Here is a 23,958-nt window from a genome sequence, read left to right as displayed (position 1 = left end):
TTCCGTCCTCCCTCAGGCTGCTTTTTTGTTGGTGACCGCGCGCCAGGCGGCTACGGCTTTTTCGGCGGCTTCGGCGAGCGTATCGGCGACGATCACCGCCTCGCCGGAATCGGCCAGGATCTTGCGTCCTTCCTCGGCCCGGGTGCCGGACAGCCGCACCACCAGCGGCACGTTGACGCCGACCTCGCGGATCGCCTTGATGACGCCCTCGGCGACCCAGTCGCAACGGTTGATGCCGGCGAAGATGTTGACCAGGATGGTTTCTACATTCTTGTCGCCGAGCACGGCGCGGAACGATTTAGCCACCCGCTCGGGCGAAGCGCCGCCGCCGATGTCGAGGAAGTTCGCCGGCTCGCCGCCGGCGATCTTGATCATGTCCATCGTCGCCATGGCGAGCCCGGCGCCATTGATGATGCAGCCGATATTGCCGTCGAGGCCGACATAAGAGAGGCCGCGGTCGCTGGCGAAGGTTTCGCGCGGGTCTTCCTGGCTCTTGTCGCGCAATTCGGAAATTTCGGGTCGCCGGAACAGCGCGTTCTCGTCGAACGACATCTTGGCGTCGAGCGCCACCAGGCTGCCGTCGCGGGTCACCACAAGCGGATTGATCTCCAGCATCGAGGCGTCGTAGTCGCGGAACACCTGGTAGCAGCTGAAGATGGTCTCTGTCGCCTTGCCGATCAGGCTATCCTCCAGCCCGAGCCCGAAGGCGATCTCGCGCGCCTGGAAGCGCTGCATGCCGACGCCGGGATCGACGGTGGCGCGGATGATCGAATCGGGTGCCTTCTCGGCGATCTCCTCGATTTCCATGCCGCCGGCGGCCGAGGCCACGATCATGACGCGCTCTTCCTTGCGGTCGAGCACGAAGCCAAGATAGAGCTCCTGCGCGATGTCGACGGCTTCCTCCAGATAGAGGCGCGAGATCAGCTTGCCGCGCGGGCCGGTCTGGTGCGTCACCAGCTTGCGCCCGAGCATGGCTTCGGCGGCGCTGGAAATTTCCTCGTCATTGGCGCAAAGCTTGATGCCGCCGGCCTTGCCGCGCGCGCCGGAATGAACCTGCGCCTTCAGCACCCATTTGCCGCCGCCGATCTCGCGCGCCCGGTAGGTCGCCTGTTCGGGGCTGTAGGCAAGGCCGCCACGCGGCACATGGATCCCATGCCGGGCGAGCAGTTCCTTGGCTTGGTATTCGTGGATGTCCATTCTTTTCTCCTCCCCAAATCGTCAAAGTGCCGCGACGTGCTGTTGGCCGGCGCGTTCGATGGCGTCGTTGACCACCAGAACATTCCTGGCCATGCGCTCCGACGCGGCGTCGATCATCTTGCCGTCGAGCGCGGCGGCACCCTTGCCCTGCGCCTCCGCCTCTTTCAGCACTTCGAGGATGCGGCGAGCTCGCGTGACTTCCTTCTCCGGCGGCGAGAAGACGTCGTTGGCCAAGGCAATCTGCGAGGGATGGATCGCCCACTTGCCTTCGATGCCGAGCGCGGCGGCGCGCCTGGCGGCCGCCTTGTAGCCTTCCGGATCCGAAAAATCGCCGAACGGTCCGTCGATGGCGCGCAGACCGTAGGCGCGGCAGGCGACGGTCATCCGCGACAGCGCGAAATGCCACTGGTCGCCGGGATAGTCGGGGTTGAGGCCGCCAATATTGACCGTCCGCGCCTTGCAGCTTGCCGCATAGTCGGCAACGCCGAAATGCATGGCTTCCAGCCGTCCAGGGGCGGCGGCGATAGCCTCGACATTGGCCATGCCGAGCGCGGTCTCGATCAGCGCTTCCAGGCCGACGCGGGTCTTGAAGCCCTTGGCCATCTCGATCTGGTTGACCATGGCCTCGACCATGTAGAGATCGGCCGGAACGCCGACCTTCGGCACCAGGATGGTGTCCAGCCGGCCGCCGGCCTGTTCCATCACGTCGACCACGTCGCGATACATGTAGTGGGTGTCCAGTCCGTTGATGCGTACCGAAACGGTCTTGCCCTTGGCGCGCCAGTCGATGTCGTTCAGGGCCTGGATGATGTTCTTGCGTGCGCGTTCCTTGTCGGGCGGCGCGACGGCGTCCTCAATGTCGAGGAAGACGAAGTCGGCGGCGCTGTTGGCCGCCTTGTCAATCATCTCCGGGCTGGAGCCTGGGACCGCCAGCTCGCTGCGCTGCAGCCTGAGTTTTTTGAGGTGGTTGATGGTGTGGCTCATCGTTTCAACTCCCTCAGGCGGCTTTGGCGACCGGCACTGCGGCCGAGGCGCGGAAATGCTGGATGGCGGCGCCGACGCCGGAGCCCGGCGCCAGCCGGACGCCACAATCGAGCAGCGCCATTTCCGCCGCCGAAAGCGAGGCCAGCACCATCACCTCGTTCAGCCAGCCGAGATGGCCAATGCGGAAAACCTTGCCGAACACCTTGTTGAGGCCGCCGCCCAGCGATGTCTGGTACGCCTGGTAGGCGCGCTTGACGACGTCGCCGCTGTCCATGCCATCCGGCACGAGAATGGCGCTGACCGTGTCCGAGTGCCATTTCGGCGCCTTGGCGCAGAGCTTCAGGCCCCAGGCGTCGACCGCCTTGCGCACGCCTTCGGCAAGGCGATGGTGCCGGGCGAAGATGTTCTCAAGCCCTTCCTCGGCGATCAGGTCGAGCGAGGCGCGCAGGCCGCGCAGCAATTGTGTCGCCGGCGTGTAGGGGAAATAGCCGGCATCGTTGGCGCGGATCATGTCCTCGAAGGAGAAGAAGCAGCGCCGGTGGGTGGCGGTTCTCGAAGCGACGAGCGCCTTCTTGCTCACCGACAGGAAGCCGAGGCCGGCCGGCAGCATAAAACCTTTCTGCGAGCCGCTGACGGCGCAGTCGACGCCCCATTCTTCCTGGCGAAAGTCGATCGAGCCGATCGACGAGACGCCGTCGACGAAAAGAAGGGCAGGGTGGTTCGCATCGTCGAGCGCGGCGCGGCAGCCGGCGACGTCGCTGGTGACGCCTGTCGCCGTCTCGTTCTGGGTGCAGAAGATCGCCTTGATGCGGTGCGTCTTGTCCGCCTTCAGCCGCTCCGCATAGAGTTCCAGCGGCACGCCGGTTCCCCATTCGCAGTCGATGATTTCGACCTCGAAACCGAGCCGTTCTGCCATGTCGACCCACAGATGCGAGAACTGGCCGAAGCGCGACATCAGCACGCGGTCGCCGGGGCTGAGCACATTGGTCATCGCCGCTTCCCAGGCTCCGGTGCCCGAGGACGGGTAGATGAAGACGCGGCCGGTCTCGTTCTTGAAGACCCGTTTGATGTCCTCGAACAGCGGTAGTGTGAGGTCGGGGAAGGTGGCCGCGCGCATGTCCTCCATCGGCAGGTTCATCGCTTGGCGTACCTGCTCGGGGATGTTGGTCGGCCCGGGAATGAAAAGATGGGTGAAACCGGCCATGATGCGAACTCCTCCTGATCCAGCAAAGCGGTGAGGGGAGTTTCGTTTCGACGGCCAAAACCCACAACACCTTGGCGGGTAATATCTCGCCGCGCGCGGGTGGGGCGGGCCTACCCGGTGGGCCTACCCGAAAGGCTGCTTCTGGGTGCGCCTCTCTCGGGAATAGAGCGCGACGGCCATCGCCCGGTTGCGGACGTCGAGCTTGTCGTAGAGATTCTTGAGATGGTACTTCACGGTGTTTTCGGAGATGCCGGTCCGGGTCGCGATCTGCAAATTGGTCCAGCCGTCGGACAGTACCGCCAGCAGTTCACGCTCGCGTACGGTAAGCCGGGATAGAGGCGTGTCGTTGACCTTGTTGATGTCGATATAGGGAATGCAGATGCGGCCGTGCGCGACAGCCAGGATCGTATCGAAGATGATGGCGGGATCGTCGAACTGGAAGCAGTAGCCCTGGGCCCCCAGGCGCACGCACTGTTTCAGGATGCCGATGTCATGGTCGTTGGAAAAGACGGTGATGCGCACGTCGAGCTTGCGGGCCTGGACCTCGGCCAGGATATCAGCGCCGTCCATGTCGGAGAGCTTCCAGCCGATCACGGCGACATCGAACTCCTGGACCGCTGCAAGCTCCAGGAAATGCCTGCCGCTTTGTACGGAGGCCAAAAGCTCGAAGCGCCCGTCGCAGTCCAGCATTTCGCGCAGAGCCGATATGACGAGCGGATTGCGTTCGGCCACGATCACGCGAACACGCCGCTCGTCGATTGCCTTGTCTTCTGTCCGCGACCTGATCTTCAAGGGCTTCCGGCTTTTTTGTTGCGGCTTGGGGGCCAGCCGATGCCTGGACCCGCGTCATGACAATTCTGCCCCAATGGCGCACGGGTGCTCTTTCCCCAGCGACATCGGCTGTCGCGCCACCGGGCCACAAGCGCACCCGCTTTTGACGTAATCGCACGCCGGACAGTGTGGCGGCGGCCGAAAACGACGCCGTTGCGCAAGCGGGACTTTTCGGCTGCAATTCCCGTGCGTTGGAGCGACAGGCTGCGAAATCGAATCACTCCGCCGCTCTTAATTTCTTGTTTGTGGTCGGACCCAAAACCGATTTCCACTTTTCGGAATCATGGTCTAGACCTGATTGGCACCTTTCCGGGATTCTGATGGCTGGAGACGCTGGTGGAAGGCCAGGACAAGCAGACGACCTCCGCCAAGGCGGCTGACGACGCCCACGCCGACATTTATGGCGAGGACGGCGCGGTCCTTTCGTCCTTCCTTGCCCAGATCGGTGCGGCGATCGCCGACCGCGATACGCTGACCCTCAAGCGCGAAGTCGACGACCTGCACCAGTCGGAACTTGGCGACCTCATCGAGGCGCTGCATCCCGAGCAGCGGCGCGCGTTGGTCGAGCTGCTGGGCGCGGACTTCGATTTTTCCGCGCTGACCGAAGTCGACGAGGCGATCCGCATGGATATCGTCGACAATCTGCCCAATGCGCGAATCGCGCAGGCCGTGCAGGCACTCGATTCCGACGACGCGGTCTACATTCTCGAAGACCTCGAGCCGGAAGACCAGGACGAGATCCTGTCGCAGCTGCCGTTCACCGAGCGGATCAGGCTGCGGCGCTCGCTCGACTACCCGGAAGAGACCGCCGGGCGGCGCATGCAGACCGAGTTCGTCGCGGTGCCGCCTTTCTGGACCATCGGCCAGACCATCGACTACATGCGAGAGGACAAGAACCTTCCGGACCGCTTCAGCCAGATCTTCGTCATCGATCCGACCTTCAAGTTGTTGGGGGCCATCGATCTCGACCAGATCCTGCGCGCCAAGCGCGCGGTCAAGGTGGGGGAGGTCATGCATGAGACGCGGCACGCCATTCCCGCCACCATGGACCAGGAAGAGGCGGCGCGGGAATTCGAACAATACGACCTTTTGTCGGCCGCGGTTGTCGACGAAAACGAACGCCTGGTCGGCGTGCTGACCATCGACGACGTCGTCGACGTCATCCAGCAGGAAGCGGAGGAAGACCTGCTGCGCATGGGTGGCGTCGGTGACGAAGAGCTCTCCGACAGCATTCTGGCGACCTCGCGCTCGCGCGTTCCCTGGCTGCTCGTCAATCTGCTGACGGCATTTCTGGCGGCATCGGTGATCAGCCTGTTCGACCACACGATCGAGCGGATCGTGGCACTCGCCGTGCTGATGCCGATCGTGGCCGGCATGGGCGGCAATGCCGGTTCGCAGACCATGACCGTCACCGTGCGGGCGCTGGCGACCAGGGATCTCGACATCTACAACGCCGGCCGCATCATCCGCCGCGAGATGGGCGTCGGCTTCATCAACGGCATCGTCTTCGCCGTGCTGATCGGCATCGTCGCGGCTGCCTGGTTCCACGACCCCAATCTCGGCGGCATCATCGCGGCGGCTATGATCATCAACATGTTCGTGGCGGCCCTTGCCGGCATCCTGATCCCGCTGCTGCTCGACAGGTTCAAGGTGGATCCCGCGGTCGCTTCGGCCGTTTTCGTCACCACGGTTACCGATGTCGTTGGGTTCTTTGCCTTTCTCGGCCTCGCGAGTTGGTGGTTCGGCGTCCGGTAAGTGTCTCAATTGACTTTTACGTAAATGCCGTGCGAGGCTCATGCGGGGTGCCGCGTCGATTCCGGCGGGCAAGGGTTTGGTTCGGGACAGAAGGGCGACGCCGCATGGCGGTCGCCTGGAATTCCGGCAGGGAGTGACAATGCGGGAATATTATTCGATCACCGAACTGACCCGCGAATTCGACGTGTCGACGCGGACGCTGCGTTTCTATGAAGACGAGGGACTGGTGCAGCCGGTGCGGCGCGGCCGCACCCGGCTGTTTCGCCCTTCCGACCGCCACCTCATCCGGCAGATCATGCGCGGAAAACGCCTCGGCTTCTCGATCAACGAGATCCGCGAGATCATCCAGATGTACAAGGAGCCGCCGGGCGAAGTCGGGCAGCTCAAGTTGATGATCAAGCGCATCGAGGAAAAGCGCGAAGATCTCAGGCAGAAACGTCGCGACCTCGAGGAGACACTGGCCGAACTCGATCAGGCCGAGGAGTCTTGCGTCGAGCGGCTGGTGGAGCTCGGCGTCAACACGTAGCCCTGCTCAAATCCAGCGCCGGACCCTTTTTGCATAGTCGCGGTATTTCTTGCCGAATTTCGCCGCCAATATCTTCTCCTCGCCCTCGATCGCGACCTTCTGGGTGAGGAAGGCGGCGACGAAGGCAAGCAGGAAGAACCAGGCGATGCCCGAGACGAAGGCGACGCCGATCAACAGCAGCGTGTTGGCCAGGTACATCGGATTGCGGCTGACGCCGAAGGGACCGGTCGTGACGAGATGATCGGGCACGGCGTTGGGATTGAGCGTGGTCCTGGCCCGTATCATGGTGCGGATCGCCGTGAACCAGAGTACGGCGACGGCGAACAACGCCACCCAGCCGGCGGCAAACAGGATGTCGCCAAGGAGATCGCCGATCCAGGGCAGCGGGATGTAGAGGCCGAGCACGACACTGATGAGGATGGCGGCGGCGTAGATCACCGGGGGCCACGGTATCAGCCCAGGCTTCGGCTCGGTCCCAGGCTTCGGTTCGGTCCCAGGCTTTGGCCCGATCATTGTGTCCCTCCCTCCGTCATCTTGTCGTCGGTCTTGGCAGTGCACGTTGCTGCAAGATCGGACAGATGCGCCCTGAAGTCCGCAGTCTGGTCGTTGTTGAAGAGCCGATCAAGAGCGGCTTCACCTTCGAGCGTTTCGAGCATGCAGCCGCAATAGCTCGAACAGAAGGTTGCGTTGCGCATCTGCTCGCACGAGCGCTGGCAGGTTTTGAGGAAATTGACCTGCGGGGTTTCGACCTGCGCCGGCATCACTTGCGAGAACAGCCAGACGCAGCCGATCAGCAGCGGCTGGTGGATCAGGTAGAAAGCCAGGCTGTGGCGTCCGATGAAGACCAGCGGGTTGGACCAGCCTTCGGGCGCCAGGTTCGCCAGGCGTGCCCTCATGCCGGAAGTGGAAGCGATTTTCGCCACTGCAATTCCCGTAAGCACGGCGCCGAACCAGGGGAACAGCGGAACGTAGTCGTTGGAGCGCGGATTGATCGCCGACAGGCCGATCCACCAGAGCCAGGGATGATCGAGGGCCTCGAAGCGCAGGTAGACTGGCGCCGCGATGACGAGCGCGGCGACGGCAAGCGTCAGCAGCGCCGGCAGGCGCAGGAAGGCGAGGCCGAGCAGGCTGGCGAGCGCGATCTCGTGCAGGATGCCGAAGAAGATGAACCCGTCGGGCGTGGCGATGCGGGTGACGACCGAAATGGCGACCGCCGCGCCCGCGACCATGGCGAACCGCTTCCAGAAGCCGTTCCAGCGGATCTGTCGGCCATGGGCGAGATAGAGGCTGACGCCGACCAGGAACAGGAAGGTCGATGCGATGCAGCGGGCGTAGAATTTCCACCAGCCGAAGGCGGTCAGGCCGGGATCGGTGTAGCCGAAGAATTCCAGGTCCCAGGTGAAGTGATAGCTTGCCATCGCGATCAGCGCGATGCCGCGCAAGATATCGATGGCGACGATGCGCTTCGATGGCTGCGGGACGGGTACGGTCGGCGTGTGGATGCTCATGGTCTCGCGATCTGATTCAGCCCTTCCAGGACGACTATCACGGTTGCACCGGATAGAAGAAGACCGGTCGCCTTGGCCTGCACCGCGCGGCCGGATCCGCGCCTGGCGCCGGGTTGGGCCAGCGCGGAAAAGCCTTTGACCGGCTTCGCTTTTTACCGGATGTGCGTCGGTTTCCTCTTAATGGGCCTGAAATGTCCACGGCAGATTTGACGCCGCGATTCTGCTTTGAGGAAGCAATGTCCACCCATGTTCGCCATCCGATCTGGCTTCCGGCCCTCAAGGCCGCGGATGCGCGCACCTTCGCTTCGCTTTACGCGGTCGAATCCTTCGCCCGCGCCATGGTGTCGAGCGTCATACCGATCCAGGCCTACGAGATTCTCCACAACGAGCAGATCGTCTCGATACTCTACACCGCCGTGTCCCTGCTCGGCCTGTCGGTGACCTTGTTCATGCCTATGCTGATCCGCCGCTTCGCGCGGCGCTGGGTCTACACGGCGGGCGCCTGCCTGCTCGCCATCGGCTCGCTGTTCTTCGTCACCCATACGCTCGCCGGGCAACTGGCCGGGATGCTGTGCCGGGTGATGGGCGCCAGCGCGCTGTCGATCACGCTCAACCTCTACATCATGGATCACATCCGCAAGACCGATTTCATGCAGGCCGAATCGCTGCGCATGGCCTGGTCGATGGTTGCCTGGACGGGCGGACCGACGCTCGGCATTTTTCTCTATACGCGCTTCGGCATTTATGCCGCGCATGGCGCGGTGGCGGTGTTCGCCATGGCCTTGCTGGCGCTGTTCTGGACCTATCGGCTGAGCGACAACCAGTCGATCCGCCCGGGCAAGACACGACCGGCCAATCCGCTCGCCAATATCGGCCGCTTCGTCGCGCAGCCGAGGCTCAGGCTGGCCTGGCTGATCGCCTTCGGCCGCTCCTGCTTCTGGACGACCTTCTTCGTCTATGGACCGCTCTTCATGGTCATCACCGGCGAGGGCGAATTGGCTGGCGGCCTGCTGGTCTCGGCCGGCAACGCGCTGCTGTTCATGGCGATCTTCTGGGGCAAGGCGGGAAAGCGCTTCGGCGGCCGCAGGACCATAACATTTGCCTATTTCGCCATGTCGGCGACGTTGCTGGCGGCCGGTGCCGTGGGCGTAACCGTGCCGCTGCTCACCGGCGCCTTCCTGCTGTGCGGCGCCTTCTTCACGATCGCGCTCGACGCGCTGGGTTCGACCGCCTTCATGCGCTCGGTGCGCTCTTATGAGCGCGCGCAGATGGCCGCGGTCTACCGCACCTATCTCGATTTCTCCGAACTGACGCCGCCGCTGGTCTATTCGGTGGTGCTGGCCTTTTTCGGTCTGGGATCGGTGTTCGTCACGCTCGCACTACTGGCCGCGTTTTGCGGCTTCGTGACCTGGCGATATCTGCCGAAGTCGCTGTAGGTATGTCGATATTCAGGTGATGCCGGCCTGCGAACGGCAGGTTTCCGCGCTTCCGGTAATCACGTCCCCGAAAGTACGTTCCGTTCCGATTCTCGACCTCCGCCCTTCTCGGCTTGGCCTGACCTGAATGTCGACAGACCTCATGTCACCGCGGCATGGCGCTCGCGCACCCAATCGTGGAAACGGTGCAGGTCGTACTCCTCGGGCATCAGCACGCCAGCTGTATGACGCATCGAGCGCAGCCCCTTCTGGTTGACCTCGCAGATCGCCGCGTCCTCCTCCAGCACCTGTGTGCCGAAGGCAACGATGTTGTCGATGTCGGTCTCGGCGAGCGCCTCGGGCGCGAACAGCCATTCTGCGGTCAATTCGGTCTGTTCGGGACCGAGCGGCGTAAGCCGCACAGTCCTGACATAGTCGACATGGCCGACGATGAACATCGACGGCAGGCTGGTGGCATAGGTCTGACCGGCGCTGCGCTCCGCCGGCGTCAAGCTCGGGAAGACCGGCCCGTGCGTCTGCCCATCACGCGACCATGTCTCAGCCCCGGCGCGCAGGCCGCCTGAAAATTCCGGCGCGTCATTGTCGGCGTGGCGGAGCCATTCGGGATCGTCATGCCGGCTCATCAGGCCGCGGCCATAGATCGGCACCAGCCGCGACAGGTCCTTGTGGACGCCCGGGCAGTGCAGGCACTCGTTGAAGTTTTCCCAAAAAATCTTCCAGTTACAGTTCATCACCTTGTGCAGCACATGGCCCGATACCAGCGTTTCCAGCGGCCAGTTGCCGAGATCGCCGGAGGCTGGGTCGAAGGAGGATTGCGCCGAGCCGGCGGCATCTTCCGCAAGATTGACGAAGACGAAGCCCCGCCACACCCGAGAGCGCGACGCGATAAAGCGGATGATCGGCCTTGTCGAAACCGTCAGGCAGCGATTTCGACGGCACGCGCACCAGATCGCCACGCAGCGAATAGGACCAGGCATGATACGGGCAGGTGATCAGCCGCGCCTTCAGCCGGCCCTCGCTTTCCTGGCAAAGCTGCGAGCCGCGATGCCGGCACGTGTTGTGGAAGGCACGCAACTCGCCGGTGTCGTCGCGCAGCACGAGGATTTCCTGCGTACCAACGCGGAAGGTGCGGAACGCCAAAGGCTGGGCAAGATCGGCCTCGCGGCAGACGAGCAGCCAGTCCCTGTACCAGATGGCGTCGAGATCGCGCTTATAGTTGTCCTGGTCCCAATAGGCCGATGAGGGCAGCGTCGGCTCGGTTCGAGTCAGGCCGTTATAGGGCTCGCGCTCGCTGGCATTGGGCTGCATGGCTGGCTTCCCGTGAGGGTGCCAGCCGACACCCGGCCATGAAGTTTGTCAATCGGGACGGGGTGAGGCAGCTTCGCCGATACGACGCTCCTGCGCTGGCGGCTGTCGGAATTTGGTTTGCCGGGCGCGGCGAATTTCCTTATAGTCGCCGATGTCGTCGGTTCCTTTTTGGAGCCAAGAGGGAATGCGGTGCGGGGAGGAATTCCTGCCCAATGCCGTGGCTGCCCCCGCAACTGTGTGCGGTAGTCCTCTCCATATGCCACTGAAGATTTTTCTTCGGGAAGGTGGGGAAGGGCGCTTATCCGCGAGCCAGGAGACCTGCCGGCGACAGGAAACTGACTTCGATGCCCTCGGGTGGAGGGCGAAAGGACAAGACATGACTACCGCTTCCGTCTCCCTCGGCGCCTCCGTCTCCTCGCAGTCCCGTTTCATGCAGCTCGCGCTCGCGGCGCTGCTCGGCATCTTCGTCGTCGGCTTTGTCGGCTTCTCGCATATAGATGCGGTCCACAATGCTGCCCACGACTATCGCCACTCGATGGCGTTTCCCTGCCACTAACGAGGATCCGACATCATGAATCTGTTTCGCAACGTCGTGTTCGTCGCGGCGATCGCGGGGCTTGTGGCCGGTGTCGTTCTCGCCTGCATGCAGGCCTATGCCACCGTGCCGCTGATCCTCAAGGCCGAAGTCTACGAAAAGGCCGGCGGCGGCCACCACCATGATCACGCGGCCGCACCAGCGGCGACCAATGACGCGATGAGCACGGTGGCGCCCGCTGGGAATGCCACGAGCTCTGCCGCGCCCGCGGGCACCGATGCCATGGCACCGGCGGAGGAAGACGAAGGCTGGGCGCCGGCCGACGGTTTCGAGCGTTTCGCCTTTAGCGTGGTTGCCAATATCGTCACCGGCATCGGCTTCGCGCTGGTCCTGGTCGCGGTTTCCGAGTTCTTCGGTGGCGTCGGCAACTGGCGCCAGGGCGTGTTCTGGGGCTTGGCCGGCTTTGCCGTGTTCACACTGGCACCGGGCCTCGGACTGCAGCCGGAACTGCCGGCAATGCCGGCGGCCGATCTTCTGCCGCGCCAGATCTGGTGGACGGCAACGGCGGCCGCGACCGCGATCGGCCTAGGCCTGATCGTGTTTCGCAGATCGTTGCCATTGACCATCCTCGCCGTCTTGCTGATCGTCGCGCCGCATGTCGTCGGCGCGCCGCAGCCCGACAGTTTCGAGACGCCGATCCCGGAAGGCCTGCACCATCAGTTCGTGGTGGCGGTGACGGTGACCAATCTGGTCTTCTGGCTGGTGCTGGGCGCGATCGTGGGCGTGGTGCGCCGGCGCTTCACCGCCACGGCGACCAGCATGCGCGACAGTTTTGCCTGATCGCGGCAGGCTGACCTTCATCATCGGTGGTGCGCGCTCCGGCAAGAGCGCGCACGCCGAAACCCTGGTGACGGCATTGGCCTCGCCATGGGCCTATATCGCCACGGCGCAAGCTTATGACAACGAGATGCGCGAGCGCATCGCGCTGCACCGCTGGCGGCGCGGTGAGGGCTGGTCGACCATCGATGCGCCACTCGACCTCGCCGAAGCGCTGGAGGCGTCGCCGGACGGTCAGCCGGTGCTTGTCGACTGTCTGACGCTGTGGCTGACCAATCACATGCTGGCCGATCACGACGTCGATGCCGCGTGCCGACGGCTGGCGGACGTGCTGTCTCGGCCGCGCGGACCGTGGTTCGTGGTGACGAACGAGGTCGGGCAGGGCATCGTGCCCGACAACGCGTTGGCGCGCCGGTTTCGCGATGACGCCGGCCGACTTAACCAGCGGGTCGCGGCAGTGGCCGACACGGTGCTGCTCATGGTGGCGGGGCTCCCGCTCAAGGTGAAGTGAAATGACCGACGACAAGGATGAAGAACGCCATCGCGCCAAGATGGCCAAGCGCAAGGCGGTGCAGGACGCCGAGGTTGCGGGCAAGACGATCGAGAAGGGATTGCTGATCGTCAACACCGGTCCCGGCAAGGGCAAGACCACGGCCGCCTTCGGTCTCGCGCTGCGCATGCTCGGCTACGGCAAGCGCGTCGGCGTCGTTCAGTTCATCAAGGGCAAATGGCACACCGGCGAGAAGGACGCCTTTGCCGCCTTTGGCGACCGCGTCGTCTGGCATGCAATGGGCGAGGGTTTCACCTGGGAGACCCAGGACCTGAAGCGCGACATCGCGGCCGCCGAGGCCGCCTGGGCCAAGGCCCTGGAATTGATCGACGATCCCTCGATCAGCCTTGTCGTGCTCGACGAGCTCAACATCGCGTTACGCTACGATTATCTCGCTCTCGACAAGGTAGTTGCGGCGCTCAAGGGCCGGCGCGAGGGTCTGCATGTCGTCGTCACCGGCCGCAACGCCAAGCCGGGGCTGGTAGAGGCTGCCGATCTGGTCACCGAGATGGGCGTGACCAAGCATCATTTCTCGGCGGGCGTGAAGGCGCAGCAAGGCATCGAGTTCTAAAAAACCAGAACAGCGATCAGCGCGACTAGGCCGAACAAGCCGATCAGCAGGTAGTCCGCGACCCGGTAAAGCTTGAGCGCCCGCCTGATGTCGCCGCTGTCGACATCGCGGCGGCCGCCTTCGCCCATGAAGATGTCGTCGACCATGATACCGCCATAGCTGCGTGGTCCGGCGAGCGCCAGCCCAAGCGCACCGGCCATGCCCGCTTCCGGCCAGCCAGCATTGGGCGAGCGGTGTTTTTTCGCGTCACGCCGCACCGTCTGCCAGGCACCGCGGGGGTCGGCGCCCTCGACCAGGAGGGAAGCGAGCACGATCAGCAGCGCCGTCAGCCGCGATGCCGGCAGGTTGATCCAGTCGTCGAAGCGCGCCGCCGCCCAGCCGAAGGCCTCATGGCGCGGAGTCCGGTGGCCGATCATCGAATCGGCGGTGTTGGCCGCCTTGTAGGCAGCGCCGCCGGCGAGCCCTCCGACCCCGGTCCAGAAGGCGGGGGCGACGATGCCGTCGGAAAAATTTTCCGCTAGGCTCTCGATCGCCGCGCGGCAGACGCCGGCGCGGTCGAGCGTCTCGGGATCACGGCCGACGATCCGCGAAACGGCGGCCCGGCCCATGTCGAGGCCTCCGCTGTCGAGCGCGTCGGCGACGGCTTCGACATGTTCGTAAAGGCTTTTCTGCGACAGGAGCGATGTCGCCAGAAAGACGGCAATGATCCACCCCAGGGGGACAAACCAGAGCAGAACAAGCTGCACGCAAAGGCCTGCTATCGCCGGCACCAGCACGATGAACAGAAGCGCCTGGACACCACGTTGACGACGCAGCGCGTCGGGATCAGTGGCGCGGTTGAGCCGCAAGTCGAGAAAGGATATCAGCCTGCCGAACCATGTCACCGGATGGCCGATGGCGCGAAACAGCCAGTCGGGATAACCAAGGGCGAATTCGACAATTAATGACAGGAAAGCGATCAGGACTGACATGAAGCTTCTTGAAGGAGCGGTGGACCATGGTGGAAGTCTTGGCCGGGCAAGGGCGCTTTTCCCCAATGCCGTGCTGCCTTTCGTCGACCTCTCGACCGGTATCAATCCGCACTCCTACCCGCTTTTCGACCTGCCCGCCACCTCGCTGTGGCGATTGCCAGAGGCCGCGCGTGGGCGCGAATTGATAGAGATTGCGGCCAACATCTATGGCGCGCCTTCCCCAGCAAGCGTGGTGGCGGCCCCTGGTACGCAGATCCTGTTGCCGCGCGTCGCCTCGCTGGTGAGGCCCGGCAAGGCAATGGTGCTTGGGCCGACCTATGCCGAACACGCCCGGGCGGCGGCGATTGCCGGGCACGACGTGGTCGAGGCCAGCGATTTCGCGACGTTGGCGGAAGCGGACCTCGCCATCATCGTCAATCCGAACAATCCGGATGGGCGCATCATCGAGCGCGACCGGTTGCTGGTGCTGGCCGCCGGACTTCGCGCCAAGGGCGGGCTGCTGGTCGTCGACGAGGCGTTCATGGATGTGGGCCCACGCGAGCACGGCCTCGCCGGCGATGTCGGCCAGGGCGGCATCGTCGTGCTGCGTTCCTTCGGCAAGTTCTTTGGTCTGGCCGGCCTGCGGCTCGGGTTCGCGCTTGCCGACACGCCGACCGCTGAACGGCTGGACATGCAGTTCGGGCCATGGGCTGTCGCAGGACCGGCCCTGGAATACGGCATCCGCGCGCTCGCCGATCTCGACTGGCAGGATGCGATGCGGGCCTCGCTGGCGGAAGCGACGGGGCGGCTCGACGCGCTGTTTAGCCGTTTCGGCGTTCCCGTCGCGGGGGGCACCACGCTGTTCCGCTATCTCAGCCTGCCCGATGCCAGCGGCCTGTTTTCCGGGCTTGGCCAGAGCGGTATCCTGCTGCGGCATTTCTCCGAACGGCCGCATGCCCTGCGCGCCGGCCTGCCGGGGAGCGAGGAGGAATGGCGCAGGCTCGAATCCGCCCTTGCCGATTGGGCGTCGCGGCGCGAGGATCGGTCGAAAGGTTTCAAACAATGATCCATGTCTGCTCGCTGGCGAAGATCGAGGAAGTGGTGGCCAGGACCGGCGCCGACCGCATGCTGTCGCTGCTCGCCGCCGGAACGGACGTAATCCGACCGGCCTCGATCGCTCGGGAAAACCATCTGCACCTGGTCATGCACGACATCGCCGTGGCGCAGGACGGCATGACCATGCCGGGCGAGGAGCATGTCCGTAACCTGCTCGATTTCGCACGCCGCTGGGACCGGGCGAGACCAATGCTGGTGCACTGCTATGCCGGCATCAGCCGTTCGACCGCCTCGGCCTATATCATCGCCGCGGCTTTGGCGCCGAAACGCAACGAGGTGGAACTGGCGCAGACGCTGCGAGCGCTGTCGCCTTCGGCGACCCCCAATCCGCGGCTGATCGCGGTGGCCGACGCGCTGCTCGAGCGCAACGGCCGCATGATCGAGGCGATCGAATCGATTGGGCGCGGCGCCGACGCCTTTGAAGGCACGCCGTTCGCGCTCAAGATCGACGGTTAGCTATTTCAGCCACTCCGCGAGCTTGGCCTTGCGCACATCGCGCACCAGGTTGATGAACCCGTCAGCCTGATATTCCGAGGTCAGCCGGCCTTTCTCGGCTGTCGCGATGCTGGCGTCACCGACCACGCCGTTCGGGTTGAGATCGCTGGCGATCCAGGCGAAGGCGTGGGTGCCTGTCTGGCGCAACAGCGAGAATTCCTGCTCGGCCTTGGCGACATTGGAAACGAAATTGTCGGCCTTGCCCATGTCGACGAGATCGGGCCGGAAATGCAGCATCAGCGACGTCTCGACATCGCCGCCATGAATGCCATGACGATCCTCGAGTTCGGTGTACATGCCGGCCGGGCGGCCAAAGCGCTGCCAACTGGTCTTCACCGCCAGCATCTTTTCGCGCACGCGCAATTCCCGCGTGACGATGCCCATGATCTCCTCATTGCCGCCATGCGAATTGACGACGATGAGCTTGCGCACGCCGGCGCGCGCGATCGAGACGCCAAGCTCGGTCCAAGCGTCGACCAGCGTCGTTGCCGGCAGGGTCAATGTGCCCGGCGCGTGCAGATGCTCGTTCGACTTGCCCACCGCCTGGACCGGCAGGATGCGGATATCGAGATCGTCGGGCAAGCGTGAAATCACCGTATCGAGCATGCCGTTCATGATCGAAGTGTCGGTCGAGACGGGCAGATGCGGTCCATGCTGCTCGATCGCCGCCAGCGGCAGCACCGCGATTGTCGCCTCGGGATCGATCGAGGCGTATTCGGTGGTCCGGTAGTCGCCCCACCATACGCGTTTCTTGCCAGTAGTCATGTCGCGCCTCTTCAATGATCAGGTCAGACCTAGCGCGGTGCGGCCGGCCTGTCGATCACCCGGCCGCGATGGCCTCGACCTCGACCTTGAATTCGGGCCGGGCAAAGCCGGAAACGATCATCAGCGTCGAGGCTGGCGCCGGGCTGGAAAACAGCCGGTCGCGGACCTCCATGTAGGGCCGCAGATGGCTGCGGTCGGTGACGTAGGCGTTGATGCGAACGATGTCGCCAAGTCCCAGCCCGGCTTCGCCCAGAACCGCCGCGATGTTCCTGAAGCAGAGTTCGGCCTGCGCGCCGGCGTCTTCCGGTATCTGGTCGTCCGCCGTGATGGCGACCTGGCCCGAGCACAGCACCAGCCGCTTCCCGGCCGGCACCTCGACGCCGTGGCTGTAGCGGGCAAAGGGCGGCTTGATCGACTTAGGGGTGAGGAACTTGAACATGGCGATCTCCTGGATATCGCCAGCCTAAGGCCGGAGGCATTGCACCATCAAGATGGTGGTGCATGTCGCCCGTGCGATTGTGGACAGGCGTTCAAAAAATAGGCACGATGCGCTTCGGTGCAGCACGACCTTTCCGGCTTTCGCAGATGGCTGTGGTGCAGGCGGGCGGGTCCCGGCGCGTGACGCTGGTGGCATGTGTCTTGCTTCTTGAATCTTTGGTGTCAAGCACGGCGCGCAACGCGCCGGTGCAAATAAAGGGCGGTGGTCAATGTACGTGAAACAGAAGATTTCGGCCGCGGTGGTGGCACTGCTTGCGGCCAGCACGCTGGGCGCGGCGGCGAATGAAAAAGTCACTTTCGGCACCAACTGGCTCGCCGAGCCGGAACATGGCGGCTATTACCAGGCCGTGGCCGATGGCACCTACGCCGCCTGCGGTCTCGACGTCACCATCATGCAGGGCGGCCCGCAGGTCAGCGGCCGGCCGATGCTGCTCGCCGGCAAGATAGATTTCTACATGGGCGGCAATTTGCTGTCGGCCTTCGACGCCGTCCAGCAAGGCATTCCGATGCGTGTGGTGGCAGCCGACTTCCAGAAGGACCCGCAGGTCATCATGTCCCACCCTGGCGAGGGGCTCGACAAATGGGAAGACCTCAAGAACGCCGAGCAATACATACTGGGCGACGAAGGTGTGCAGACCTTCTTCCAGTGGATGGTCATAGAGCTCGGTTTCGACGCTTCAAAGCGCGTGCCCTACACCTACAACACCGCGCCTTTCCTCGCCAACAAGAAGTCGATCCAGCAGGGCTACGTCACCTCGGAGCCGTTCGCGGTCAAGAAGGAAGGCGGCTTCGTGCCGAACCAGTTCCTGCTCGCCGACTATGGCTGGGACACCTATTCGACCACGATCGAGGTGATGCAGGAGACGATCGACAAGAAGCCTGAGGTGGTCCAGTGCTTCGTCGATGGCTCGGCCAAGGGCTGGTACAAATACCTCTACGGTGACAACAAGGCCGCTAACGACATGATCAAGAAAGACAATCCTGACATGAGCGACGAGCAGATCGCCTTCTCGATCGAGCAGATGAAGAAGTTCGGCCTGGCCGATTCCGGCGACACCGAGAAGCTCGGCATCGGCGCCATGAAGGAAGAACGTATCAAGAGCTTCTACGACAAGATGGTCAAGGCCAAGGTCACGCCAGAAGGCATCGACATCACGAAAGCCTACACGCTGGCCTTCATCAACAAGGGTGTCGGGCTCGAGCTGAAGAAATAGGCCGGCCCGGCATGATGCGCGAACAGGTGGCGCAAGCGCCAGCCTTGGAAGTCGCTCCGACCTTGCTGGCGCTGCGCGGCGTCGGCAAGGTGTTTTCGAACGGCGTGACGGCGCTGAACTCTGTCGACCTGACGATCCGGGAAGGCGATTTCCTCAGCCTGCTCGGGCCGTCAGGCTGCGGCAAGTCAACGGCGCTGCGGCTGATCGCCGGCCTGTCGACGCCGACATCCGGCGTGCTCGACTGGCGCGGCGGCGGTTCGCTCGACCGCGCCAATATCGGCTTCGTCTTCCAGGAGCCGACGCTGCTGCCCTGGGCCAGCGTCTTCGACAATGTCTGGCTGCCGCTCAGGCTGAAAGGCATCTCCCGCGCCAAAGCCGCCCCGGCGATAACGGAGATGCTGGCGCGGGTGCACCTCACCGGCTTCGAGGACGCCGTGCCGCGCGAACTCTCCGGCGGCATGAAGATGCGCGTCTCGATCGCGCGCGCCATGGTGACCAAGCCACGCGTGCTGTTGATGGACGAGCCGTTCGCGGCACTCGACGAGATCACCCGCTTCAAGCTCAACAACGACCTGCTGGAACTGTGGCAAGACGAACGCTTCACCGTCGTCTTCGTCACTCACAGTGTGTTCGAAAGCGTGTTTCTCTCCAACCGCGTCGTGGTCATGGCGGCTCGGCCGGGCAGGGTATTCGACGAACTCGCGATCGAGGCCTCCTATCCGCGCGATGAGGCGTTTCGCACCTCGCCTGACTATGCGGCCCTTTGCCGGCAAGCCTCGGATGTGTTGGTCAATGCCATCAATTCAACAGTGGGCTCGCATCATGACAGCCATTGACGGCACGTTGAAACTCGACCCCGAGGAAGCGCGCCGTGTGCGCCAGGAGCGGTTTGAGCGGATCGGCCGCTGGGTTCTGCCGCTGGCGATCATGATCCTGGCGATCTGGCTGTGGGACCGCATCTGCGTGTGGAACGAGATCCCGCAATACATCCTGCCGCGCCCCGGCGTTGTGCTGAGGACGCTCTACAACGATGCCGGCCTGCTGTTTTCCGCACTGCTGGTCACCTTGCGCATCACCTTCCTCAGCCTGCTGCTGGCGGTTGTCGGTGGCGTCGGCCTGGCGGTCTTGTTCGCCCAGTCGAAGTGGGTGGAGATGTCGTTCTTCCCCTTCGCCATCGTGCTGCAGGTTACACCGATCGTGGCGATCTTTCCGCTGATCAACATCTATGTCGACAATCAGATGACCAAGCTCCTGCTCTGCGCCTGGATCGTCGCCTTCTTCCCGATCCTGTCCAACACCACGCTCGGCCTCAACTCGGTCGACCGCAATTTGCGCGACCTGTTCAAACTCAACGGCGCGACGCGCTGGCAGCAGTTGCGCTATCTCAGACTGCCGGCGGCGATGCCGTATTTCCTCGGCGGGCTGAAGATCGCCGGCGGCCTGTCGCTGATCGGCGCCGTGGTGGCCGAGTTCGTCGCCGGCGCCACTGGCCAGTCGTCCGGGCTTGCCTCGCGCATCATCGAAGCGGGTTAACCGGCTCAACGCGCCAAGGCTGTTCGCGGCGCTGTTCCTGATCTCGCTCACCGGCATCCTGATCTTCCTCGTGCTGTCGCTGATTTCGCATCTCATTTTGCGGCGCTGGCACGAGAGCGCGCTGAAGCAGGAGCGTTAGGCCTTTGATTCCCAACGCAGGTTCATACCGGCTCGCCAACGCCCGGCTTCACGCGTCCCTGACACCAGGGCTCGCCGCGACCTATGACAGCGACGGCTTTGCGCTCGCCGATATCGCTGTCGCAGAAGGCAGGATTTCCGCCATCGCAGCGCACGATCGTGCAGCCATATCCAGCGGTGCCGTCGATCTCGCCGGCCGTATCGTGCTGCCCTGCTTCGTCGATTGCCACACGCATATCGACAAAGGGCATATCTGGCCGCGAAAGCCCAATCCTGATGGCACCTTCATGGGCGCGCTCAATGCCGCCGGTGCCGACCGCGTGGCGCGCTGGACCGCCGAGGATGTGGCGCGCCGCATGGATTTCTCGCTGCGCTCGGCCTACGCGCATGGGACCAGGGCGCTTAGAACTCATATCGATAGCGTCGCGCCGCAGGAGGAAATCTCCTGGCCTGTGTTCGAGACGATGCGCGACGCATGGCGTGGCCGCATGGAATTGCAGGGTGCCTGCCTGCTCGGCATCGAGGGCGTGCGCGACACGAAATGGTTCGACGGGCTGGCCAAACGCGTGGCCGCCGCCAAGGGCGTGCTTGGCGTCGTCACCTACATGGTGCCGGACCTGGAAGAGCTGCTCGATCATGTCTTCGCGCAAGCGATCAAGCACGGGCTCGACCTCGATTTTCACGCCGACGAGACCGACGACATCGCGGCAATTTCGCTGAAGAAAATCGCCGAGGCGGCGCTGTGGAACGGCTTCGAGGGCAACATCCTAGTCGGCCATTGCTGCTCGCTGGCGCGTCAACCCGATCTCGAGGTGCTGGACACGCTGGACAAGGTGGCGAAGGCCGGGCTGGCAATCGTGTCGCTGCCGATGTGTAATCTCTATTTGCAGGACCGTCGCGCTGACCAAACCACACCGCGCTGGCGTGGCGTGACGCTGCTGCATGAGATGAAGGCGAGGGGCGTTCCCGTGGCCGTCGCTTCGGACAACACGCGCGATCCCTTCTATGCCTATGGCGATCTCGACATGCTGGAGGTCTACCGCATGGCAACGCGCACCCTGCATTTCGATCATCCGGTCGGCGACTGGCCGCAGGCGGTCACCGCGACGCCGGCCGAGGTGATGCGGCTCGATGGCTTCGGCACGCTCGCCGCCGGAGGCGATGCCGACTTCATGCTGTTCAAAGGTAGAAGCTGGACGGAATTGCTGTCGCGCCCCGAATCGGATCGCATCGTCGTGCGTGCGGGGCGAGCGATAGATCGGCAATTGCCCGACTATGCCGAACTCGACGGACTGATGGTGGAATGATGGATCTTTCGGCGCTCAAACGTGATCTCGACGGGATAAAACTCGACGACAATCCAGCCATCGTCCAGCAGAAGAGCCGCGACTTCTACTGGTACAGTCCGGTGCTGAAACAACAGCTCGACCATGTCACCGGCGACCTCATCGTGACGCCCAGGAACGAGGCCGAACTGATCCGCGTGCTTGCCGCCTGTCATCGCCATGGCGTGCCGGTGACGCCGCGCGGCAGCGGCACCGGCAATTATGGCCAGGCAATGCCGCTTTCGGGCGGTGTGGTGCTTAATCTCGCCGAGATGAACGAGATCAAGTCGATCGCGCCGGGGCGCGTGGTGACCGGGCCGGGCGCGGTCCTGGCCGACATCGACAAGGCGACGCGCGCGCATTCCGGGCAGGAGCTGCGGCTATCGCCCTCCACCTACAACACCGCCTCGATCGGCGGTTTCATCGCTGGCGGCTCAGGCGGCGTCGGCTCGATCAATTTCGGCGGATTGCGTGATTTCGGCAATGTGCTGCGCCTGCGTGTGGTGACGATGGAGGCCGAGCCGAGGGTGCTCGAACTCACCGGCGAGGACCTGCACAAGGTGACCCATGCCTATGGCACCAATGGCATCATCTCCGAGGTCGAGATGCCGCTGACGGCGGCCTATGACTGGATCGACGTCATCGTCGGCTTCGACCAATTCATGGATGCGGCGCACTATGGCAATGCGCTGGCCTGCCAGGACGGCATCCTGACCAAGCTGATCACGCCGATATCAGCACCCGTGCCTCAGCTTTATTTCAAGCGGCACCAGAAATTATTCAGGGAAGGTCAAAGCATCTGCGTCATCATGGTGGCGCAACATGGGCTAGATGCTTTTCTGGCCTTTACGCGCCGCGCCGGGGGTGAGGTGATCTACAACGCCACCACGGCGACGCCGGAGGAGAAAAAGGGCCTGCCGCCAACCTATGAACTGGCCTGGAACCACACGACGCTCCGGGCGCTGCGCGTCGACCCCGCCATCACCTACCTGCAGTCGCTCTATCCCTTTCCCAACCAGCTGGCGCTGGTCGAGAAAATGGATGGGATGTTTCCCGGCGAAGTGTTCTCGCATCTCGAATTCGTGCGGCTGGATGGCAACATCACCTGCTTCGGCCTGCCGCTGGTCAAGTTCACCACCGAGGCGCGGCTTAACGAGATCATCCGCCTGCATGAGGAAAATGGCTGCCCGATCTTCAACCCGCACCGCTATACGCTGGAAGAGGGCGGCATGAAGCAGACCGACGCGGTGCAACTCGCCTTCAAGCGCGAGACCGACCCGCAAGGCCTGCTAAACCCCGGCAAGATGATCGCCTGGGAAAACCCGGACTATGACTACCGTTCGGGCCGGACGTTCCTGTTCAAGGGACTGCAAAAGGCAGGGTAATGAACATCCTCGTCCTCTATGCCCATCCGGTCGAGACCAGCTTCAATGCCGGCCTGCACCGGATGATCGTCGAGCGGCTCACGATGGCTGGCCATTCGGTCGATGACTGCGATCTCTACGCCGAGGATTTCGAACCGCGGCTCACCCGCCAGGAACGGCTGGACTATCACAATCCGCGCGGCTCCGCCGACCCTGCGGCACCCTATGTCGAACGCCTGTTGCGGGCCGATGCGCTGGTGCTTTCCTATCCAGTCTGGAATTACGGCTTTCCCGCAATCCTGAAAGGGTTCTTTGATCGCGTCTTCCTGCCGGACGTGTCGTTCAAGCTGGTCGACGGCAAGGTGCAGCCGTCGCTGCACAACATAAGAAAGGTCGCGGCGGTCACCTCCTATGGCGGCAGCCGGTTCCGCGCCTTTCTGATGGGGGATCCGCCGCGAAAACTGATCAAGCGCATGCTGCGCGCCACTGTCAAGCCGGGCGCACCGGTGACCTACCTCGCGCATTATTCAATGAACCTGTCGACCGATGAAACCCGGAAGTCCTTCACGGCGAAGGTCGCGGCCAGCATGGATGCATTCTGATGCGTGCGCTTGTCGTCTATTGCCATCCGGTGCCGGAGAGCTTCTGCGCTGCCATTCGCGACACCGCCGTGGATGTGCTGACGCGGCGAGGCTGGGACGTGCGGCTGCTCGATCTCTATGCCGAAAAGTTCGATCCGGTGATGAGTTGCGAGGAGCGGCGTACCTACAATAGTCAGGCGCCGCAGGATCCGGCGCTGAAACCGCATTTCGAACTGCTCAACTGGGCCGAAGCGATCCTGTTCGTCTACCCGACCTGGTGGTACGGGCTGCCGGCGATGCTGAAGGGCTGGCTCGACCGGGTGTGGGCGACCGATGTCGCCTTCAAGCTGCCGGCGGGCAAGGGAGGGATCAAGTCGCTGATGACGCATGTCACCAAGGTCGGCGTCATCACCACTTGCGGTGCACCGACCTGGTGGAGCGTCGTCGTCGGCCAGCCCGGGCGAAAGACCTTGTTGCGCGGCATGCGGGCCCTGTGCGCCAGGCGCTGCAAGACGTTCTTCCTGGCGCATTACTTGATGGACGCCTCGACGCCGCGGACGCGAGCGGCGTTTCTGGTCAAGGTGCGGGCGAAGCTGGAGCGGTTTTGAGCAATTAGCGCCCTTGTCCGTTTACGGGCAGAAGATGCGGGCAGGCAGATGAGGGGCAGCGTCAGCGTTTGCCTCAGTTCGAGACGTTCGCGCCGCCCCTCATCCGGCCCTTCGGGCCACCTTCTGCCC

The 23,958-nt window shown here is 63.7% G+C and carries 26 protein-coding genes, 1 pseudogene and 1 riboswitch; of the genes and pseudogenes, 16 read left to right on the top strand and 11 right to left on the bottom strand.

Translation table 11 applies throughout. The features are described 5' to 3' along the window. Positions 1–12: 12 nt before the first annotated feature. The 4 genes from ACVWWD_RS24170 to ACVWWD_RS24155 all read right to left on the bottom strand — a co-directional run bounded on the left by ACVWWD_RS24170 (position 13) and on the right by ACVWWD_RS24155 (position 4,177). Positions 13–1,197: a malate--CoA ligase subunit beta gene (locus ACVWWD_RS24170; protein WP_023782622.1), complete on the bottom strand. Its 1,185-nt coding sequence runs from the start codon at positions 1,195–1,197 to the stop codon at positions 13–15. Between the two features lie 21 nt (positions 1,198–1,218). Further along, entirely contained in the window at positions 1,219–2,181 is a 963-nt protein-coding gene (locus ACVWWD_RS24165; protein WP_023769803.1) for an HpcH/HpaI aldolase/citrate lyase family protein, read from the bottom strand. A 13-nt stretch (positions 2,182–2,194) separates the two neighbouring features. Further along, positions 2,195–3,385 carry an aminotransferase class V-fold PLP-dependent enzyme gene (locus ACVWWD_RS24160; RefSeq protein WP_352551661.1) on the bottom strand — a complete coding sequence of 397 codons (1,191 nt, stop codon included), beginning with the start codon at positions 3,383–3,385 and terminating at the stop codon, positions 2,195–2,197. 123 nt (positions 3,386–3,508) lie between these two features. Then, positions 3,509–4,177, bottom strand: a complete 669-nt coding sequence (locus ACVWWD_RS24155) for a response regulator transcription factor (RefSeq protein WP_352551659.1) — start codon at positions 4,175–4,177, stop codon at positions 3,509–3,511. 375 nt (positions 4,178–4,552) lie between these two features. Here ACVWWD_RS24155 and mgtE point away from each other — a divergent pair, with 375 nt between their 5' ends. Together mgtE and ACVWWD_RS24145 are read left to right on the top strand one after the other, a co-directional pair. Then, the gene (gene mgtE / locus ACVWWD_RS24150; protein WP_023782619.1) at positions 4,553–5,971 is read left to right on the top strand and encodes a magnesium transporter; all 1,419 of its coding nucleotides are present in this window, start codon (positions 4,553–4,555) and stop codon (positions 5,969–5,971) included. Between the two features lie 139 nt (positions 5,972–6,110). Beyond that, a complete protein-coding gene (locus ACVWWD_RS24145; protein ID WP_006203215.1) occupies positions 6,111–6,497 on the top strand; it encodes a MerR family transcriptional regulator in 387 nt (128 codons plus the stop codon). A 6-nt stretch (positions 6,498–6,503) separates the two neighbouring features. Here the strand turns inward: ACVWWD_RS24145 and ACVWWD_RS24140 are convergent, their stop codons facing one another. Next, positions 6,504–7,010, bottom strand: a complete 507-nt coding sequence (locus ACVWWD_RS24140; protein WP_352551656.1) for a methyltransferase family protein — start codon at positions 7,008–7,010, stop codon at positions 6,504–6,506. After that, complete coding sequence (locus tag ACVWWD_RS24135) at positions 7,007–8,005, bottom strand: heparan-alpha-glucosaminide N-acetyltransferase (RefSeq protein WP_352551654.1); 999 nt, start codon at positions 8,003–8,005, stop codon at positions 7,007–7,009. The genes ACVWWD_RS24140 and ACVWWD_RS24135 overlap by 4 nt, the downstream gene beginning before the upstream one ends. Before the next feature lie 236 nt (positions 8,006–8,241). Between ACVWWD_RS24135 and ACVWWD_RS24130 the strand changes: the two genes are divergently transcribed. Continuing rightward, entirely contained in the window at positions 8,242–9,441 is a 1,200-nt protein-coding gene (locus ACVWWD_RS24130; RefSeq protein ID WP_352551652.1) for an MFS transporter, read from the top strand. Positions 9,442–9,581: 140 nt separating this feature from the next. On the opposite strand, the gene ACVWWD_RS24125 is transcribed toward ACVWWD_RS24130, so the two are convergent. Both ACVWWD_RS24125 and ACVWWD_RS24120 read right to left on the bottom strand, forming a co-directional pair. Next, a complete protein-coding gene (locus tag ACVWWD_RS24125) occupies positions 9,582–10,172 on the bottom strand; it encodes an SRPBCC family protein (protein WP_457103643.1) in 591 nt (196 codons plus the stop codon). Next, positions 10,162–10,749: an aromatic ring-hydroxylating oxygenase subunit alpha gene (locus tag ACVWWD_RS24120; protein ID WP_457103454.1), complete on the bottom strand. Its 588-nt coding sequence runs from the start codon at positions 10,747–10,749 to the stop codon at positions 10,162–10,164. Before ACVWWD_RS24120 ends, ACVWWD_RS24125 begins: the two co-directional genes overlap by 11 nt. Before the next feature lie 141 nt (positions 10,750–10,890). Next, positions 10,891–11,089, top strand: a riboswitch (cobalamin riboswitch). A gap of 36 nt (positions 11,090–11,125) precedes the next feature. Between ACVWWD_RS24120 and ACVWWD_RS24115 the strand changes: the two genes are divergently transcribed. Genes ACVWWD_RS24115 through cobO form a run of 4 tightly spaced genes read left to right on the top strand, consistent with a single transcriptional unit; the run spans position 11,126 to position 13,242 of the window. Further along, on the top strand, positions 11,126–11,305 hold the full coding sequence (locus ACVWWD_RS24115) for a CbtB domain-containing protein (RefSeq protein WP_015317373.1): 180 nt from the start codon (positions 11,126–11,128) through the stop codon (positions 11,303–11,305). Positions 11,306–11,320: 15 nt separating this feature from the next. Continuing rightward, on the top strand, positions 11,321–12,124 hold the full coding sequence (locus ACVWWD_RS24110; RefSeq protein WP_457103453.1) for a CbtA family protein: 804 nt from the start codon (positions 11,321–11,323) through the stop codon (positions 12,122–12,124). After that, positions 12,117–12,632 (top strand): bifunctional adenosylcobinamide kinase/adenosylcobinamide-phosphate guanylyltransferase, encoded by a 516-nt coding sequence (cobU, locus tag ACVWWD_RS24105; RefSeq protein WP_023769811.1) that lies wholly within the window; start codon positions 12,117–12,119, stop codon positions 12,630–12,632. The genes ACVWWD_RS24110 and cobU overlap by 8 nt, the downstream gene beginning before the upstream one ends. A gap of 1 nt (position 12,633) precedes the next feature. Next, positions 12,634–13,242 (top strand): cob(I)yrinic acid a,c-diamide adenosyltransferase, encoded by a 609-nt coding sequence (cobO, locus tag ACVWWD_RS24100; protein ID WP_352548557.1) that lies wholly within the window; start codon positions 12,634–12,636, stop codon positions 13,240–13,242. Here cobO and cbiB read toward each other — a convergent pair. After that, positions 13,239–14,213: an adenosylcobinamide-phosphate synthase CbiB gene (cbiB, locus tag ACVWWD_RS24095; protein WP_352548555.1), complete on the bottom strand. Its 975-nt coding sequence runs from the start codon at positions 14,211–14,213 to the stop codon at positions 13,239–13,241. The genes cobO and cbiB overlap by 4 nt on opposite strands. Here cbiB and cobD point away from each other — a divergent pair. Further along, positions 14,212–15,258 (top strand): threonine-phosphate decarboxylase CobD, encoded by a 1,047-nt coding sequence (gene cobD, locus ACVWWD_RS24090; RefSeq protein WP_352548553.1) that lies wholly within the window; start codon positions 14,212–14,214, stop codon positions 15,256–15,258. The genes cbiB and cobD overlap by 2 nt on opposite strands. After that, the gene (locus tag ACVWWD_RS24085) at positions 15,255–15,764 is read left to right on the top strand and encodes a tyrosine phosphatase family protein (protein WP_023769815.1); all 510 of its coding nucleotides are present in this window, start codon (positions 15,255–15,257) and stop codon (positions 15,762–15,764) included. The genes cobD and ACVWWD_RS24085 overlap by 4 nt, the downstream gene beginning before the upstream one ends. Here the strand turns inward: ACVWWD_RS24085 and ACVWWD_RS24080 are convergent, their stop codons facing one another. Together ACVWWD_RS24080 and ACVWWD_RS24075 are read right to left on the bottom strand one after the other, a co-directional pair. Further along, positions 15,765–16,568, bottom strand: a complete 804-nt coding sequence (locus ACVWWD_RS24080; RefSeq protein ID WP_023782611.1) for a creatininase family protein — start codon at positions 16,566–16,568, stop codon at positions 15,765–15,767. Between the two features lie 55 nt (positions 16,569–16,623). Continuing rightward, positions 16,624–17,007: a RidA family protein gene (locus tag ACVWWD_RS24075; RefSeq protein ID WP_023769817.1), complete on the bottom strand. Its 384-nt coding sequence runs from the start codon at positions 17,005–17,007 to the stop codon at positions 16,624–16,626. A gap of 268 nt (positions 17,008–17,275) precedes the next feature. Here ACVWWD_RS24075 and ACVWWD_RS24070 point away from each other — a divergent pair, with 268 nt between their 5' ends. The 7 genes and pseudogenes from ACVWWD_RS24070 (at position 17,276) to ACVWWD_RS24040 (ending at position 23,829) form a co-directional block, all read left to right on the top strand. Next, positions 17,276–18,280 (top strand): ABC transporter substrate-binding protein, encoded by a 1,005-nt coding sequence (locus ACVWWD_RS24070; protein ID WP_015317382.1) that lies wholly within the window; start codon positions 17,276–17,278, stop codon positions 18,278–18,280. 11 nt (positions 18,281–18,291) lie between these two features. After that, on the top strand, positions 18,292–19,116 hold the full coding sequence (locus ACVWWD_RS24065; RefSeq protein ID WP_352548548.1) for an ABC transporter ATP-binding protein: 825 nt from the start codon (positions 18,292–18,294) through the stop codon (positions 19,114–19,116). Beyond that, positions 19,103–19,952 (top strand): annotated as a pseudogene (locus ACVWWD_RS24060) (ABC transporter permease). Before ACVWWD_RS24065 ends, ACVWWD_RS24060 begins: the two are co-directional and overlap by 14 nt. A 4-nt stretch (positions 19,953–19,956) precedes the next feature. Then, positions 19,957–21,258: a cytosine deaminase gene (locus ACVWWD_RS24055; protein ID WP_352548546.1), complete on the top strand. Its 1,302-nt coding sequence runs from the start codon at positions 19,957–19,959 to the stop codon at positions 21,256–21,258. Next, positions 21,258–22,661 carry an FAD-binding oxidoreductase gene (locus tag ACVWWD_RS24050; protein WP_352548564.1) on the top strand — a complete coding sequence of 468 codons (1,404 nt, stop codon included), beginning with the start codon at positions 21,258–21,260 and terminating at the stop codon, positions 22,659–22,661. Before ACVWWD_RS24055 ends, ACVWWD_RS24050 begins: the two co-directional genes overlap by 1 nt. Further along, on the top strand, positions 22,661–23,242 hold the full coding sequence (locus ACVWWD_RS24045) for an NAD(P)H-dependent oxidoreductase (RefSeq protein WP_023791830.1): 582 nt from the start codon (positions 22,661–22,663) through the stop codon (positions 23,240–23,242). Before ACVWWD_RS24050 ends, ACVWWD_RS24045 begins: the two co-directional genes overlap by 1 nt. Further along, complete coding sequence (locus ACVWWD_RS24040; RefSeq protein ID WP_023769823.1) at positions 23,242–23,829, top strand: NAD(P)H-dependent oxidoreductase; 588 nt, start codon at positions 23,242–23,244, stop codon at positions 23,827–23,829. Before ACVWWD_RS24045 ends, ACVWWD_RS24040 begins: the two co-directional genes overlap by 1 nt. Positions 23,830–23,958 lie beyond the last annotated feature (129 nt).

Source organism: Mesorhizobium sp. URHB0026 (assembly GCF_054059755.1).
The sequence above is the reverse complement of the archived record's forward strand: the minus strand, read 5'-3'. Positions and strand labels throughout refer to the sequence as shown.

Excerpts from the sequence above, each read along its gene's own strand:
- ACVWWD_RS24170 (WP_023782622.1), bottom strand. The coding sequence starts at position 1,197 with ATGGACATCCACGAATACCAAGCCAAGGAACTGCTCGCCCGGCATGGG.
- ACVWWD_RS24165 (WP_023769803.1), bottom strand. The coding sequence starts at position 2,181 with ATGAGCCACACCATCAACCACCTCAAAAAACTCAGGCTGCAGCGCAGC.
- ACVWWD_RS24160 (WP_352551661.1), bottom strand. The coding sequence starts at position 3,385 with ATGGCCGGTTTCACCCATCTTTTCATTCCCGGGCCGACCAACATCCCC.
- ACVWWD_RS24145 (WP_006203215.1), top strand. The coding sequence starts at position 6,111 with ATGCGGGAATATTATTCGATCACCGAACTGACCCGCGAATTCGACGTG.
- ACVWWD_RS24140 (WP_352551656.1), bottom strand. The coding sequence starts at position 7,010 with ATGATCGGGCCAAAGCCTGGGACCGAACCGAAGCCTGGGACCGAGCCG.
- ACVWWD_RS24135 (WP_352551654.1), bottom strand. The coding sequence starts at position 8,005 with ATGAGCATCCACACGCCGACCGTACCCGTCCCGCAGCCATCGAAGCGC.
- ACVWWD_RS24130 (WP_352551652.1), top strand. The coding sequence starts at position 8,242 with ATGTCCACCCATGTTCGCCATCCGATCTGGCTTCCGGCCCTCAAGGCC.
- ACVWWD_RS24125 (WP_457103643.1), bottom strand. The coding sequence starts at position 10,172 with ATGAACTGTAACTGGAAGATTTTTTGGGAAAACTTCAACGAGTGCCTG.
- ACVWWD_RS24120 (WP_457103454.1), bottom strand. The coding sequence starts at position 10,749 with ATGCAGCCCAATGCCAGCGAGCGCGAGCCCTATAACGGCCTGACTCGA.
- ACVWWD_RS24115 (WP_015317373.1), top strand. The coding sequence starts at position 11,126 with ATGACTACCGCTTCCGTCTCCCTCGGCGCCTCCGTCTCCTCGCAGTCC.
- ACVWWD_RS24110 (WP_457103453.1), top strand. The coding sequence starts at position 11,321 with ATGAATCTGTTTCGCAACGTCGTGTTCGTCGCGGCGATCGCGGGGCTT.
- cobO (WP_352548557.1), top strand. The coding sequence starts at position 12,634 with ATGACCGACGACAAGGATGAAGAACGCCATCGCGCCAAGATGGCCAAG.
- cobD (WP_352548553.1), top strand. The coding sequence starts at position 14,212 with ATGAAGCTTCTTGAAGGAGCGGTGGACCATGGTGGAAGTCTTGGCCGG.
- cbiB (WP_352548555.1), bottom strand. The coding sequence starts at position 14,213 with ATGTCAGTCCTGATCGCTTTCCTGTCATTAATTGTCGAATTCGCCCTT.
- ACVWWD_RS24085 (WP_023769815.1), top strand. The coding sequence starts at position 15,255 with ATGATCCATGTCTGCTCGCTGGCGAAGATCGAGGAAGTGGTGGCCAGG.
- ACVWWD_RS24080 (WP_023782611.1), bottom strand. The coding sequence starts at position 16,568 with ATGACTACTGGCAAGAAACGCGTATGGTGGGGCGACTACCGGACCACC.
- ACVWWD_RS24075 (WP_023769817.1), bottom strand. The coding sequence starts at position 17,007 with ATGTTCAAGTTCCTCACCCCTAAGTCGATCAAGCCGCCCTTTGCCCGC.
- ACVWWD_RS24070 (WP_015317382.1), top strand. The coding sequence starts at position 17,276 with ATGTACGTGAAACAGAAGATTTCGGCCGCGGTGGTGGCACTGCTTGCG.
- ACVWWD_RS24065 (WP_352548548.1), top strand. The coding sequence starts at position 18,292 with ATGATGCGCGAACAGGTGGCGCAAGCGCCAGCCTTGGAAGTCGCTCCG.
- ACVWWD_RS24050 (WP_352548564.1), top strand. The coding sequence starts at position 21,258 with ATGGATCTTTCGGCGCTCAAACGTGATCTCGACGGGATAAAACTCGAC.
- ACVWWD_RS24045 (WP_023791830.1), top strand. The coding sequence starts at position 22,661 with ATGAACATCCTCGTCCTCTATGCCCATCCGGTCGAGACCAGCTTCAAT.
- ACVWWD_RS24040 (WP_023769823.1), top strand. The coding sequence starts at position 23,242 with ATGCGTGCGCTTGTCGTCTATTGCCATCCGGTGCCGGAGAGCTTCTGC.